Here is a 14418-nt window from a genome sequence, read left to right as displayed (position 1 = left end):
CTCTCGCATCCCTTCGTTCCTGCTTCAGTGCGTTGGGCCGTTCGGGTGAGGCCAAGCCTAGGCGCGGTCCCGCCGGGAACGCACGCACCCCGCCGACCGGGGTGGGTCGGCGGGGTGCGGTTGCGTGTCCGCTCGGCTGCGGGCGCGGCTCAGCGCTTGGACTTGACGGCGGTCTTGGGCGTCACCAGCTTGGTGGCCGCCCACTCCTTGCCCACACTGATGCTCCTGGTCTGCGAAAGGCCGGCGGTCTCGGCGGCCTCGCTGATGTCGCTGGCCTCGACGTAGCCGGGGCGGCCCGTCTTGGGGGTCAGCAGCAGGATCAGTGCGCCGTCCTCGACCAGCTCTGTGGCGTCGACCAGCGTGTCGGTCAGATCGCCGTCTTCCTCCCGGAACCACAGCAGCACCGCGTCGGCAACGTCGTCGTACTCCTCGTCGACGAGGTCGTTGCTGATGTGGTCCTGGATGGACTCACGGAATTCCTGATCGACGTCGTCGTCGTAGCCGATCTCCTGGACCACCTGTTCGGACTGGAAACCCAGCCGGGCGGCCAGGCTCTCCGCGTGGTCCGCGGTCGCGCTCACGGGGTGCCTCCTGCTCATGTTCGGTGAATGTCTCGGGGCGGCGCGCGTACGCGCAGCATTGGGCGTAGTCCACACGGGCGCGGCGGATCGCGCAAGTACCCGGCCGCCGAGACCGTCGAAACGGTGACGATTGCGGCCGTCTCGCCGCAACTTTCAGCCTCCCCGCGTACAGCTCTCGTGATTCATCCCACACCATTGCAGCTCATTCGGCACCGCTTGAGGACTTTCCTACCTGTTTGAGGGACGAACGGCCATACGAAAACGATGCCCGGCTTGAGCGTATGGTTGCGGTTTGACCGCTCCCCCCATGATCCTCCCCTGCCGCGGACCTCGCCCGCCCCAGGGGTTACCCGGGGGTAAAGATGACGATTACGGTCCGGCGTAAGAGCATGGGAGGCGGCGAACCCAAGGAACGACTCCCCCGACAGCGAAGGAACAGCGTGGCTTCCGCATCCGATCGCAATCCGATCATCATTGGCGGCCTCCCGAGTCAGGTCCCGGACTTCGATCCGGAGGAGACGCAGGAGTGGCTCGACTCCCTGGACGCCGCCGTCGACGAGCGGGGCCGCGAGCGCGCCCGCTACCTGATGCTGCGGCTGATCGAGCGGGCCCGCGAGAAGCGCGTGGCCGTGCCGGAGATGCGCAGCACGGACTACGTCAACACGATCGCCACCAAGGACGAGCCGTTCTTCCCCGGCAACGAGGAGATCGAGCGCAAGGTCCTGAACGCCACCCGGTGGAACGCGGCCGTCATGGTCTCGCGCGCCCAGCGCCCCGGCATCGGCGTCGGCGGCCACATCGCCACCTTCGCCTCCTCGGCGTCCCTCTACGACGTGGGCTTCAACCACTTCTTCCGGGGCAAGGACGAGGGCGACGGCGGCGACCAGATCTTCTTCCAGGGCCACGCCTCCCCCGGCATCTACGCCCGCGCCTACCTCCTGGACCGGCTCACCGAGCAGCAGCTCGACGCGTTCCGGCAGGAGAAGTCGAAGGCCCCGTACGGCCTTTCGAGCTACCCGCACCCGCGGCTGATGCCGGACTTCTGGGAGTTCCCGACCGTCTCGATGGGCCTGGGCCCGCTCGGTGCGATCTACCAGGCCCGGATGAACCGGTACATGGAGGCGCGCGGTATCGCGGACACCTCCAAGTCCCACGTGTGGGCGTACCTCGGCGACGGCGAGATGGACGAGCCGGAGTCGCTCGGCCAGCTGTCGATCGCCGCCCGCGAGGGCCTGGACAACCTGACCTTCGTCGTCAACTGCAACCTTCAGCGGCTCGACGGCCCGGTACGCGGCAACGGCAAGATCATCCAGGAGCTGGAGTCGCAGTTCCGGGGCGCCGGCTGGAACGTCATCAAGCTGATCTGGGACCGGTCCTGGGACCCGCTGCTGGCCCAGGACCGCGACGGCATCCTGGTCAACAAGATGAACACGACGCCGGACGGGCAGTTCCAGACGTACGCCACCGAGTCGGGCGCGTACATCCGCGAGCACTTCTTCGGCGGGGACCACCGCCTGCGCGCGATGGTCGAGAACATGACCGACCAGCAGATCCAGCACCTCGGCCGCGGCGGCCACGACCACAAGAAGGTCTACGCGGCGTACGCGGCGGCCAAGGCCCACAAGGGCCAGCCGACCGTGATCCTCGCGCAGACGGTCAAGGGCTGGACCCTCGGCCCGAACTTCGAGGGCCGCAACGCCACGCACCAGATGAAGAAGCTGACGGTCGACGACCTCAAGCGGTTCCGCGACCGACTGCACATCCCGATCACCGACCAGCAGCTGGAGAGCGGCGCGCCGCCGTACTACCACCCGGGCCGCGATTCGCCCGAGATCCAGTACATGCACGACCAGCGCAGCGCGCACGGCGGCTACGTGCCGACCCGGGTGGTGCGCGCGAAGCCGCTGCCGCTGCCGGAGGACACGGCGTACGCGGCGGCCAAGAAGGGCTCGGGCCAGCAGTCGATCGCCACCACGATGGCCTTCGTCCGCATCCTCAAGGACCTGATGCGGGACAAGGAGATCGGCAAGCGCTTCGTGCTGATCGCGCCGGACGAGTACCGGACCTTCGGAATGGACGCGTTCTTCCCGAGTGCCAAGATCTACAACCCGCTGGGCCAGCAGTACGAGGCGGTCGACCGCGACCTGCTGCTCGCGTACAAGGAGTCGCCGACCGGACAGATGCTGCACGACGGCATCTCCGAGGCGGGCTGCACGGCCTCGCTGATCGCCGCGGGTTCCGCGTACGCGACGCACGGCGAGCCGCTGATCCCGGTCTACGTCTTCTACTCGATGTTCGGTTTCCAGCGCACCGGTGACCAGTTCTGGCAGATGGCCGACCAGCTCGCGCGCGGTTTCGTCCTCGGCGCCACCGCGGGCCGGACCACCCTCACGGGTGAGGGCCTGCAGCACGCGGACGGTCACTCCCAGCTGCTCGCCTCGACGAACCCGGGCTGCGTGGCGTACGACCCGGCCTACGGCTACGAGATCGCGCACATCGTCCAGGACGGCCTGCGGCGGATGTACGGACCTCAGGCCGAGGACGTCTTCTACTACCTGACCGTCTACAACGAGCCGATCCAGCACCCGGCCGAGCCGGCGGGCGTCGACGTGGAGGGCATCCTCCAGGGCATCCACCGGGTGTCGCAGGGCGCGTCCGGAACGGTCGGCGCGCAGATCCTGGCCTCGGGCGTGGCCGTGCCGTGGGCGCTGGAGGCGCAGCGGATCCTGGCCGAGGACTGGAACGTCAGGGCGGACGTCTGGTCGGCGACCTCCTGGAACGAGCTGCGGCGCGAGGCCGTGGAGGTCGAGGAGTACAACCTGCTCCACCCGGAGGAGGAGCAGCGCGTCCCCTACGTGACGCGCAAGCTGTCCGGTGCGGAGGGTCCCTTCGTGGCCGTCTCCGACTGGATGCGGGCGGTCCCGGACCAGATCTCGCGGTGGGTGCCGGGCCGGTACACCTCGCTGGGCGCGGACGGCTTCGGCTTCGCCGACACCCGCGGCGCGGCCCGGCGCTTCTTCCACATCGACGCCCAGTCGGTGGTCCTGGCGACGCTCACCGAGCTCGCCAAGGACGGCCGGATCGACCGGTCGGTGCTGAAGCAGGCGGTGGACCGGTACCAGCTGCTGGACGTGGCCGCCGCCGATCCGGGCCCCGCGGGCGGCGACGCCTAGAGGTGCGGGTGACAGCGTGAGGTGGCCCCCGGCGGATGCCGGGGGCCACCGCCGTTTACGCGTTCCTTACGATGCTCGGCATGAAGGAACCCTCCCGCCAGCTGCTGTGGGAGCGGCGGAGCCAGACTCCGCTGCTCGTCCTCGCCGTGGCCTTCGCCGTCGCCTACGCCGTGCCGATCGTCGTTCCGGACGCGCAGGCGTCGGTGCACCGGGCGTGCACGGTCGTCGAATGGGCGGTGTGGGGGGCGTTCGCGGCCGACTACCTGGTGCGGCTGTGGCTGTCGCCGGCGCGCGGGGCGTTCGTACGGACGCACTGGCTGGACCTGGCGGCGGTACTGCTGCCGCTCATCCAGCCTCTCCGGCTGCTGCGGCTGGTCTCCACGCTGCTGCTGGTGGGCCGCCGGGCCCGGATGGCCCCGCAGATCCGGTTGACCACGTATGTGGCGGGGGCGGTCGTGGGGCTGCTGATGTTCGGCTCGCTGGCGGTGCTGAGCGTGGAGCGGGACGCCCCGGAGGGCAATATCCGCAATCTCGGGGACGCGGTGTGGTGGAGCTTCACGACCATGACGACCGTCGGGTACGGGGACCACTCCCCCACCACGGGGCTGGGGCGGGTGCTCGCGGTCGGGCTGATGCTGTCGGGGATCGCCCTGCTCGGTGTGGTGACCGCCAACATCGCGGCCTGGTTCATCTCCCGCTTCGAGCGCGACGACCGGGTGGAGCGGGCGCAGACCGCAGCCATCGCCGAACTGGCCGGGGAGGTACGGGCGCTGCGCGCGGAGGTCGCCCGGCTGCGCGACCCGGCCGGCGTCCCGGCCGGGGCCGCGCACGGTCTACCGGCACCGGCACCGGTACCCCTCACGGCACCGGCGCCGGCCCCTGTCGCGGTCCCGGCTGCGGCGCCGGGCACCGCACCGGCTAGCTCTCCCACACCTTGAACGCCCGCACCTGGTACGGCGACTGCGGCAGCCAGACCCCGTCCCCCGGGTAGGTCTGGAACTCCCCCGTCTCGGCGCACTCGGCCGACTGGTAGGTCGTCACGGGGCGGCCGGTCCGGTTGGCCAGGGACTGCGCGCTCCTGCCGGCCGGCAGGGCGGTGCAGCTGTTGACGTCCAGGGTGCTGAGCTCGTGGACCTGGCGGGTGCCCTTGAACTCGGGCTTCGCCCAGACGCACAGCTGCCCGGTGGCGCAGGTGCCCAGCGGCGGGCCCGCGGCGTGCGCCGCGGTGGCCGTGCTGGGGACGAGAGCGGTCGCGGCCAGGGCGGCCGCGGCCAGGAACGTGGTGAGGCGTGCGGTGTTCCTCGTACGCATGACAGATCGGCTCCTCGGTTGACGCGGAGGCCCCGGACCGTTTCCGGAGCTCCGACGACACCACGCTGACCTGCGCGGACGGCCGGGCGGAAGAGGCGCCGGGCCGGTCCATCCGGATAGGCGACAGCCCCCGCGCGGTACTCCGCGGGGGCTGTCGTACGTACGGGGTTGACGCTTGCGGTACAGAGCCGGGGGCGCGCCCCCGGGGCCTCAGACGTGGGCCGCGCCCGCGCCGGCCGGGGCGTTCTCGCCGCGCTTGGTGAAGCAGGCGACGACGGCGGCGAGGACGGCGACGGCGCCCGCGACGGTGAAGGCGGTGCCCATGCCGGACACGAACGTGTCGTGCGCGACCTCGGTGATCGCCTGTGCGACGCCTTCGGGGGCGCCCTCCGGGACGGGGGCGATGCCGACCTGGACCCCCTTCTCCGCGAGCTCCAGCTGCTCGGGGGTGAGCGGGGGCAGCTGGGCCGCCCGCCAGTTGTCCCCGAACGAGTTGCCGACCGTACTGGCCATGACCGCGCCGAGGACGGCCGTGCCGAGGCTGCCGCCGACCTGCATGGCGGCCTGCTGGAGCCCGCCGGCCACGCCGGACAGCTCCAGGGGGGCGTTGCCGACGATGACCTCGGTGGCGCCGACCATCACGGGTGCGAGGCCGAGGCCGAGCAGGGCGAACCAGAGGGACATGGTGAGCGCGCCGGTGTCGGGGGTGAGCCGGGCCATCCCGAAGCAGGCGGCCGCGGTGGCGGCCATGCCGGCGACCAGCGGGATCCGCGGGCCGACCTTGGTGATCGCCGCGCCGGCCAGCGGCGAGCCGATGATCATCATGCCGGTCAGCGGGAGGAGGTGCAGGCCGCTGTCGACCGGGCTCATGCCGTGCACGTTCTGCAGGTAGAAGGTGACGAAGAAGAGGCCGCCCATGAAGGCGAAGGCCATGAGCACCATCAGGACGGTGCCCGCGGACAGCGGCAGGGAGCGGAACATGCCCAGCGGGATCAGCGGTTCGCCGACCTTGCCCTCCCAGACGGTGAAGAGCACGAAGCAGAGCACGGCCGCGCCGAGGAAGAGCAGGGTCCTGCTGTCTCCCCAACCCCACTCGGAGGCCTTGATCAGGGCCCAGATCAGCGAGAACATCGCGCCCGACAGGAGCAGCACGCCCACGAGGTCGAAGGAGCGGGGCGCGTTCTCGGCCCGGTGGTCGACCAGGATGAAGAGGCCGAACACGAGGGCGAGGATGCCGACGGGCACGTTGATGAAGAAGACGGACTGCCAGCTGACGTGCTCGACGAGCAGGCCTCCGACGATGGGTCCGGCGGCGGTGGAGGCGCCGATGACCATGCCCCAGATGCCGATGGCCATGTTGAGCTTCTCGGCGGGGAAGGTGGCGCGCAGCAGGCCGAGCGCGGCGGGCATCAGCAGCGCGCCGAAGAGGCCCTGGGCGACGCGGAAGCCGATGACGAGCTCGACGCCCGAGGAGAGGCCGATCGCCGCGGAGGAGACCGCGAAACCGGCGATGCCTATGAGGAAGGTCTGGCGGTGGCCGAAGCGGTCGCCGAGCTTGCCCGCGGTGATCAGGGAGACCGCGAGGGCCAGCAGGTAGCCGTTGGTGATCCATTGGACCTCGGCGAGCGAGGCGAGGAGGTCCTTCTGGATGGCGGGGTTGGCGACGGCGACGATCGTGCCGTCCAGAGTGACCATCATGACGCCGATCGCGACGGCGAAGAGGGTCAGCCAGGGGTGACCGCGCAGCCCGGTGCGGGCCGGTGCCGAGCCCGGTCCCTTGGCGGGGACCTGGTCGTCGACGGTGATCTGACTAGTCATGCGAACAGGCTAGTGACAGCGACTGACAGTTCACAGACGGCTCAACGGCGCAGTCTCTGTCACGTCGGTCACAGGTACCCTGTCCGCTCACTCAGCGTCAGACAATCCATGGGAGAGGACCGTTGCGGTGATGACCGAGGAGCGGCCCGCGCCTGTCGCGCGGGCGGCCGGGGCCGGAGCCGGGCTGCGCGAACGCAAGAAGCGGCGCACCCGGGACGCGCTGCTGCGCGCCGCTCTGCTCCTGTTCATCTCCCAGGGCTACGAGAACACCACGGTCGACGAGATCACCGAGGCCGTGGACGTCTCCCAGCGCACCTTCTTCCGGTACTTCGCCAACAAGGAGGAGGTCGCCTTCGCCGTCCAGGACCTGGTGGAGTCGCACTTCGTGGCCGAACTGCGCGCCCGGCCCGCCGCGGAGGGGCCCTTCGAGGCCATGCGCGGCGCGGTGCTCGCCGCCTGGGACACCGTCGAGGAGGCCATCTCCGAGGTGGTCCCCGTCGACCTCTACATGCGCAGCTACCGGCTGATCGAGTCCACCCCCGCGCTGCTCGCCGTGCACCTGCGGCGCTCGACCGAGCTGGAGGAGCGGATCTCGCGGCTGATCGCCGACCGCGAGGGCCTGGACGTGGACGCCGATCCCCGGCCGCGGGTGGCGGTCGCCGCGTTCTCCGGCGTGATGCGGGTGACCGGGCGGCTGTGGGGGCAGGGCGAGGACACCACGGTGGCCGCGATCCGGCGGATGACCGAGGCCTACCTGGACCAGATCGGCCCGGCGCTCGCGTCGGACTGGCGCCGCGCGCCGATGGCGCACCGGGCCCGGACGGGCGGCGCCGGCGGCTGACTCCCCGCGCCGCCGCGGCCGGGCGGTGCGGTGCCCGCCCGGACGGCTCACCCGCCCGGCCGACGCGTCCCACGGACGGCCGTGAGGCCCGTCACCCGGCGCGCCGTCCCCTGGAACGGTCTCCTACGCTGGTGCCAGTGAACCTGCCCGGCCACGCCCACCCCACCGCTTCCGGCGCCGACCCGCGCCCCGCCGTCCGGCGCGTCCTGCTCGCGCTCGCGGTGGTCCTCGTCATGCTGGCGACCACCGGCTGGACCGCCGTGCACCGCCCCGAGGGCGGCACGCCGCTGCGGACCGCGGCCCTCGCCGCCTGGGCCGCCGCCCGGATCGACGGGCGTGCGGTGCCCGCCGCCGACGCCCCCGCAAGGACCGTGGCCCGCTTCTTCACCGGCCTCGACGGAGCCCAGCGGGCCCGCCTCGCCGACGGCTACCCCCTCGTCGTCGGCAACCTCGACGGGGTCCCCGCCCAGACCCGCTATCGGGCCAACCTGCGCGGGCTGCGGCTGGCCGAGCGCGTGGAGCGGTCCCGCAGCGTCGACGTCGCCCTCACCCCGGCCGACCGGGCCTCGGCCACCCGCCGCGCCCACCGCTTCGCCTCCCTCGCCGAACCCGGCCGGCAGATCCTCGCCTTCGACCCCACGGGCGGCGGCCGCGCCGCCGAGGTCTTCGGCGACCTCGACCGGGCCCGCCGGGTCTCGGTGGTCGTCCCGGGCGTCGACACCGACGTGATCACCTTCGAGCGCACCCAGCGCCGCTTCAGCGCCCCCGTCGGCATGGCCCAGTCCCTGTACGAGGCCCAGGACGCGGCCGCGCCCGGCGGCCGGACCGCGGTGATCGCGTGGGCCGGCTACACCGCGCCGGCCGGGGTCGGCGTGGACGCCGTGACGGGCCGGATGGCCGTCGACGGCGCCGCCCGGCTGCGGTCGCTGGCCGCGGGCCTGCCGAGGAGCGCGAGCGTGGCGCTGTTCTGCCACAGCTACGGCTCGGTGGTGTGCGGGGTGGCCGCGCGCGACCTTCCGGCCCGGGTGACGGACGTGGTGGTGGCGGGCAGCCCGGGGATGCGCGCGCAGAACGTCGCCGGCCTGCACACCTCGGCCCGGGTGTGGGCCGCGCGGGACGAGGGCGACTGGATCGCGGACGTGCCGCACCTGGAGGTCGGCGGACTGGGGCACGGCGCGGACCCCGTGTCCCCCGGGTTCGGCGCCCGGCTGCTGTCCTCGGCCGGGGCCCGGAGCCACACCGGCTATTTCACGCCAGGTACGGGTTCCGTGGAGAACTTCGCGAAGATCGGAACCGGCGCCTTCGGTTCCCTTGTGTGCGCGACCGGCGACGACGCCTGCCGGCGTGAAATTTCCGGGGCTGAGCAGGACTGACGCACGGAATGACGGAGAGACCGGTCTTTCCGACGAGGGGGACGCGCGGGGGTGCCTCCCTTTACCATGTGCCGCATGGGTGACGTACTGGCCGGAAATCATGCCGTCTGGGAGTTCGACTCGGACTCGGTGCTCATCCGCTTCGCACGGGGGATGAGAACGCCGAGGACGCCGAGACTCCTTCAGGCCCTGGGCTCGCGCCGGATCCCCCTGGAAGCGGTGTCCGGGGTGACCGTGAGTGGAGGAAGACGCGACACCGTCGTACTGCGCGCCGTGCCGCGGCCGGGGGCGGACCCGCTGATGGAGGCGGCCGCCGGGCAGTTGAAGGACGTGTGCGACCCGTACCGGCTGGTGCTGCCGGGCGGGCGGGCGGGGCAGGCCGAGGAGTTCGCCGAGGCCCTGCGCTCCCGCCTGCGGGCGGAGGCCGCCGAACCGGCCCCGCGCTTCCTCGTCGAGGTCCCGCGGCCGCCGGTGCAGCTCAAGGCGTACGACGCCCGGGTGGCCCTCGACGGCGGCGCCGTCACCTTCCACTGGTCGCGCACCGGCGCGACCAGCACCAAGTGGAAGGCGTGCGACCAGCGTTACCCGCTCTCCGATGTGACCGGCGTCGAGTGGCGCTCCCCGGAGGGCCCCGGCGGCCACCTGCGGCTCCTGCTGCGGGAGCCCCGCCCCGCCGCCGCAGACCCGCGCCCGGACCACGACCTCGCGGCGGCGGTCTTCGGCACCGGATACGGGTCGGTGCACGAGTCGCTGCCGTTCGCCGCGGCCGTCCTGCAGGAGCTGCGCGGCCGTACCCCGCTCGGCTCGGTACCCCCGGCCCGCGCCGCGGCGAGCCCGGCCGGCCGCTCCGGTGACGAGCGGCTGCGGCACCTGGGCGAGCTGCACGGTGCGGGCCTGCTGACGGACGCCGAGTACGGAACGCTGCGCGCCCGGTTCACCTCGGAGGCCCTGGGGACCTGAGGGCACGGCGTCCCGGGCCGCCCGCGCTCAGTCCTCGCGGGCCGCGGCGGTGGAGCTCATGTCCGGGTAGCGGTCCCCCGCGACCCGGTCGGCGATCGGCTCCAGCAGGGCCAGCTCCGCGTCGGTGAGGGTGATCCGGGTCGCCGCCGCGTTCTCCGCGAGGCGCTCGGCCCTGCGGGTGCCCGGGATCGGGACCACGGTCAGCCCGTGCACCCGCGCCCGCTGCTGCACCCAGGCCAGGGCGATCTGCGCCGGGCGGGCGCCGTGCGCCTCGGCGACCCGGCGTACCGGGGCCAGCAGTTCCGCGTTGGCCCGCGCGTTGTCGCCGGTGAACCGGGGCTGGAAGCGGCGGAAGTCGCCCGCCGTGAGGTCCTTCCCCGCGTCGGTGAAGGAGCCCGCCAGGAAGCCGCGGCCGAGCGGCGAGTAGGGCACGAGGGCCACGCCCAATTCCGCCGCGGCGGCCACCGCGCTGCGCTCCACGTCCCGGCTGAACAGCGACCACTCCGACTGGAGCGCCGCGACGGGGTGCACGGCGTGCGCCTCGCGCAGCTCCGCGCCGGTGACCTCGCTGAGCCCCAGCCAACGCACCTTGCCCTCGCGCACCAGCTCCGCCATGGCGCCGACCGATTCGGCGAGCGGCACGGCGGGGTCGCGCCGGTGCATGTAGTACAGGTCGATGACGTCCACGCCGAGCCGGCGCAGGCTGCCCTCGACGGCCTGCCGGACGTAGGCGCGGTCGTTGCGGACGCCCCGGTACGCCGGGTCGTCGGTGCGCTCTATCGCGAACTTCGTCGCCAGGGTGATCTCGTCCCGGTGGGCCGCCGCGAACGGGGCGAGGAACTCCTCGTTGCGCCCCCGCCCGTAGGCGTCCGCCGTGTCGAGGAGGGTGACCCCGGCAGCCAGCGCGGCGTCCAGGGTCCGGCGGGCCTCCTTCTCGTCCGTCTCCCCGTAGAACTCGCTCATGCCCATGCAGCCGAGGCCCTGGACCCCGACCAGCGGGCCGCCCCGGCCCAGTTCCACCCGCTCGATCGGCCTGCCGCCGCCGTTCTCCGTCATTGCGCTGCCTCTCCCGAGCCCGTTCTCATCGCGTACGTGCCGATCTTGTAGTCCAGAACCCCGAGCGCGTCCGTCAGCTCCGTGATCCGCGCCCGCACCTCGCGCCGGGTCCGCTCCAGCAGCTCGCGGCGCTCGTCGCAGGTGTGCTCGCCCGCGCGGACCAGTTCCGCGTACCTGACCATGTCCGCCACCGACATTCCGGTGGCGCGCAGCTTGCCCACGAAGGCCAGCCAGTCGAGGTCCTTGTCGCTGAAGCGCCGCTGCCCCGAGTGGGAGCGGTCCACATGCGGCATCAGGCCGATCCGCTCGTACCAGCGCAGGGTGTGCTGGGTCAGACCGGTCCGCGCCTCGACCTCGCTGATCGTGTACCGCGCCGGCGTCAGGCTCTGGCTCATGGCCCCCACGCTAAAACCCTTGAGTGCGCTCCAAGCAAGTAGGCTCGGCGGCATGGAGAGCGTGGAGGCCGTCAACGGCATGGAAAGTCTGCGGATCATCGAAACCTGGCCGGTGCCGACGGCCGCGGCGGCCGTGGTGCGCGCCGACGGGACCGCTGTCGGCTCCCACGGGGACACGGGGCACCGCTTCGCGCTGGCCTCGGTGACCAAGCCGCTCACCGCGTACGCCGCCCTCGTCGCGTACGAGGAGGGGGCGATCGAGCTGGACGAGCCCGCCGGGCCCGAGGGCTCGACGATCCGTCACCTGCTCGCGCACACCAGCGGTCTGGCCTTCGACGAGCACCGGGCGGCCGCCCCGCCCGGGCAGCGCAGGATGTACTCGAACGCCGGTTTCGAGGTGCTCGGGGACCACATCGCCAAGGCCACCGGAATCCCCTTCGCCGAGTACCTGCACCAGGCGGTCTTCGAGCCGCTGGGCATGACGGCGACGACGCTGGACGGCTCGCCCGCCAAGGACGGTGTGTCCACCGTCCGGGACCTCGCGCGCTTCGCCGCCGAGCTGCAGGCGCCCCGGCTCCTCGATGTCCGTACGGTCGCCGAGGCGACCTCCGTGGTCCAGCCCGGGCTCGCCGGCGTCCTGCCCGGGTACGGCCACCAGTCCCCCAACGACTGGGGCCTGGGCCTGGAGATCCGCGACGGGAAGTCCCCGCACTGGACGGGCGCCTCGTCCTCGCCGCGCGCCTTCGGCCACTTCGGCCAGGCGGGCACCTTCCTGTGGGTGGACCCGGACGCGCGCGCCGCGTGCGTGGTGCTGACGGACCGGCCGTTCGGCCCGTGGGCCGTGGCTGCGTGGCCGCAGTTCACCGACGCGGTCCTCGCCGAGCTGGCCTCCGGCGGCCGGGGCTGAGCCGTCGGCTCAGCCCGGCAGCTCCCAGATCAGCAGCTCCCCCGGGGAGCCCGCGACGACCTCCAGGCCCGCCTCGCCGGTGATCCGGACCGAGTCCCCGGGGCCCAGCTCCTCCCCGTCCAGGCGCAGGTCCCCGCGCACCACGTGCAGGTACACGCGCTCGGCCGCCGGTACGGCGACCCGCTCGCCCGCGCCCGGCCGGCGGACGTGGAGCACGGCTCCGGCCGCGGGGACCTTGTAGGGCGCGCCGTCGGCGAGGGCCTCGACCACCTCGTACGCGGGCTGGCCGCCGGCGGCGAGCGGGGCGAGCCAGGTCTGCACGAAGCGCAGCCGGCCGGCGCCGTCGTTGCGCTCGACGTGCCGCGCCCCGGAGCCGGCGCTCAGGTGCTGGACGTCTCCGGTTCGGACCACGGTCGAGGACCCGGTGCTGTCCTGGTGGGTGAGTTCGCCCTCGATCACCCAGGTGACGATCTCGGTGTGGCTGTGCGGGTGCTCGTCGAACCCGGCGCCGGCGACGAGGGTCTCCTCGTTGCAGGCCAGGACCGGGCCGAAGCGGACGTTGTCCGGGTCGTAGGAGGACCCGAAGGAGAAGGCGTGCCGGGTGGTGATCCCGGTGGCGGGCCGGCCGCCCTCGTACCGGTCCGTGCCGCGACGTACATCAATCATGGGGGCCACGGTAGCCCCGGGCGCGGGGGCGGTACGGGACCGGACTCCGCGCAGCCGTCCCGATAAGGCAGTCTTGTCACGTGCCTCAACCCGAACGTGAGCATTCCCCCGCGACACATCCCGCGCATCCCGTGCCCGCGCATCCGCACACCGCGACGCTGCGCCGGCTGGAGAAGTCCTCCGGCCGGCTCGCCGCGAACGCGATCGCGCGGATGGACGAGACCCTGCCGTGGTACCGGGCGATGCCCCCGGAGAACCGGTCCTGGATCGGCCTGGTGGCGCAGGCGGGCATCGCCGCGTTCACGGAGTGGTTCCGGCACCCGGAGACGCCGCAGGCGATCTCCACGGACGTGTTCGGGACGGCTCCGCGCGAGCTGACCCGGGCCATCACCCTGCGGCAGACCGTCGAGATGGTCCGCACCACGATCGAGGTCATGGAGACCGCGATCGAGGAGGTGGCGGCTCCGGGCGACGAGTCGATCCTGCGCGAGGCGCTCCTGGTGTACGCCCGGGAGATCGCCTTCGCGACGGCCCAGGTGTACGCGCAGGCCGCCGAGGCGCGCGGAGCCTGGGACGCCCGGCTGGAATCGCTGGTGGTCAACGCCGTGCTGTCCGGTGAGGCGGACGAGGGCGCCCTGTCCCGGGCGGCCGCGCTCGGCTGGAACTCGCCGGAGCACGTGTGCGTGGTGCTGGGCACCGCGCCGGAGGGCGACAGCGAGCTGACGGTCGAGGCGATCCGGCGGGCTGCCCGCCATCACAAGCTCCAGGTGCTCACGGGTGTGCTCGGGGACCGGCTGGTGGTCATCGCGGGCGGCAGCGACAACCCGATGCAGGTGGCGAAATCCCTGATCGGGCCGTTCGCCGCCGGTCCGGTGGTGGCCGGGCCGGTGGTCCCCGACCTGCTGAACGCGACGAAGTCGGCGCAGGCCGCGGCGGCCGGTCTCAAGGCCTGTACGGCGTGGCAGGACGCGCCGCGCCCCGTCCTGGCGGACGATCTCCTCCCGGAGCGGGCCATCGCCTCGGATCCGGCGGCGCGGGAGCAGTTGGTGGAGGAGATCTACAGACCGCTGGAGGAGGCGGGGTCGGCTCTGCTGGAGACGCTGAGCGTCTACCTGGAGCAGGCCAGCAGTCTCGAAGGGGCGGCCCGGATGCTGTTCGTGCACCCCAACACGGTGCGGTACCGGCTCCGACGTGTGACCGACGTCACCGGATGGTCGCCTTCCGATGTGCGCTCCGCGTTCACGCTGCGGATCGCCCTGATCCTGGGGCGTCTGGCCGACGGAGATCCGCAGTCCTAGACTTTTGTCGGACATCAACAATTCCCCCGACGGTTCTTC

Annotated in this window: 13 protein-coding genes; 7 read left to right on the top strand and 6 right to left on the bottom strand. The window is 72.5% G+C overall.

All coding sequences use genetic code 11. The annotated features are described in order from the left end of the window. Window positions 1-149: 149 nt before the first annotated feature. On the bottom strand, window positions 150-581 hold the full coding sequence (locus tag ACFWUQ_RS07425) for a DUF3052 domain-containing protein (protein ID WP_384534145.1): 432 nt from the start codon (window positions 579-581) through the stop codon (window positions 150-152). 440 nt (window positions 582-1021) lie between these two features. Here ACFWUQ_RS07425 and aceE point away from each other — a divergent pair, with 440 nt between their 5' ends. Both aceE and ACFWUQ_RS07415 read left to right on the top strand, forming a co-directional pair. Further along, a complete protein-coding gene (aceE, locus tag ACFWUQ_RS07420) occupies window positions 1022-3754 on the top strand; it encodes a pyruvate dehydrogenase (acetyl-transferring), homodimeric type (RefSeq protein ID WP_384534142.1) in 2733 nt (910 codons plus the stop codon). Between the two features lie 80 nt (window positions 3755-3834). Continuing rightward, window positions 3835-4692 (top strand): potassium channel family protein, encoded by an 858-nt coding sequence (locus ACFWUQ_RS07415; RefSeq protein ID WP_384534140.1) that lies wholly within the window; start codon window positions 3835-3837, stop codon window positions 4690-4692. Here the strand turns inward: ACFWUQ_RS07415 and ACFWUQ_RS07410 are convergent. Together ACFWUQ_RS07410 and ACFWUQ_RS07405 are read right to left on the bottom strand one after the other, a co-directional pair. Next, window positions 4673-5065, bottom strand: coding sequence for a peptidase inhibitor family I36 protein (locus tag ACFWUQ_RS07410; protein ID WP_384534137.1), 393 nt, complete (start codon window positions 5063-5065; stop codon window positions 4673-4675). The two genes, ACFWUQ_RS07415 and ACFWUQ_RS07410, sit on opposite strands and share 20 nt — an antisense overlap. Window positions 5066-5275: 210 nt before the next feature. Further along, complete coding sequence (locus ACFWUQ_RS07405) at window positions 5276-6871, bottom strand: MFS transporter (protein ID WP_384534233.1); 1596 nt, start codon at window positions 6869-6871, stop codon at window positions 5276-5278. Window positions 6872-7013: 142 nt separating this feature from the next. On the opposite strand from ACFWUQ_RS07405, the gene ACFWUQ_RS07400 reads away from it, so the two are divergent. The 3 genes from ACFWUQ_RS07400 (at window position 7014) to ACFWUQ_RS07390 (ending at window position 10057) form a co-directional block, all read left to right on the top strand. Continuing rightward, window positions 7014-7724 carry a TetR/AcrR family transcriptional regulator gene (locus tag ACFWUQ_RS07400; protein WP_384534135.1) on the top strand — a complete coding sequence of 237 codons (711 nt, stop codon included), beginning with the start codon at window positions 7014-7016 and terminating at the stop codon, window positions 7722-7724. 221 nt (window positions 7725-7945) lie between these two features. Then, on the top strand, window positions 7946-9097 hold the full coding sequence (locus ACFWUQ_RS07395; protein ID WP_384534231.1) for an alpha/beta hydrolase: 1152 nt from the start codon (window positions 7946-7948) through the stop codon (window positions 9095-9097). A 66-nt stretch (window positions 9098-9163) separates the two neighbouring features. After that, on the top strand, window positions 9164-10057 hold the full coding sequence (locus tag ACFWUQ_RS07390) for a DUF4429 domain-containing protein (protein WP_384534229.1): 894 nt from the start codon (window positions 9164-9166) through the stop codon (window positions 10055-10057). A 27-nt stretch (window positions 10058-10084) separates the two neighbouring features. On the opposite strand, the gene ACFWUQ_RS07385 is transcribed toward ACFWUQ_RS07390, so the two are convergent. After that, complete coding sequence (locus tag ACFWUQ_RS07385; RefSeq protein ID WP_384534132.1) at window positions 10085-11113, bottom strand: aldo/keto reductase; 1029 nt, start codon at window positions 11111-11113, stop codon at window positions 10085-10087. Further along, a complete protein-coding gene (locus ACFWUQ_RS07380; RefSeq protein ID WP_384534129.1) occupies window positions 11110-11508 on the bottom strand; it encodes a MerR family transcriptional regulator in 399 nt (132 codons plus the stop codon). The genes ACFWUQ_RS07385 and ACFWUQ_RS07380 overlap by 4 nt, the downstream gene beginning before the upstream one ends. 79 nt (window positions 11509-11587) lie before the next feature. Between ACFWUQ_RS07380 and ACFWUQ_RS07375 the strand changes: the two genes are divergently transcribed. Beyond that, complete coding sequence (locus ACFWUQ_RS07375) at window positions 11588-12415, top strand: serine hydrolase domain-containing protein (protein WP_384534226.1); 828 nt, start codon at window positions 11588-11590, stop codon at window positions 12413-12415. Between the two features lie 9 nt (window positions 12416-12424). Here the strand turns inward: ACFWUQ_RS07375 and ACFWUQ_RS07370 are convergent, their stop codons facing one another. After that, window positions 12425-13081: a pirin family protein gene (locus ACFWUQ_RS07370; protein WP_384534126.1), complete on the bottom strand. Its 657-nt coding sequence runs from the start codon at window positions 13079-13081 to the stop codon at window positions 12425-12427. Between the two features lie 80 nt (window positions 13082-13161). Between ACFWUQ_RS07370 and ACFWUQ_RS07365 the strand changes: the two genes are divergently transcribed. After that, a complete protein-coding gene (locus ACFWUQ_RS07365) occupies window positions 13162-14379 on the top strand; it encodes a PucR family transcriptional regulator (protein ID WP_384534123.1) in 1218 nt (405 codons plus the stop codon). Window positions 14380-14418 lie beyond the last annotated feature (39 nt).

This window comes from Streptomyces sp. NPDC058662 (assembly GCF_042716255.1).
Taxonomy (GTDB): Bacteria; Actinomycetota; Actinomycetes; order Streptomycetales; family Streptomycetaceae; genus Streptomyces.
The sequence above is the reverse complement of the archived record's forward strand: the minus strand, read 5'-3'. Positions and strand labels throughout refer to the sequence as shown.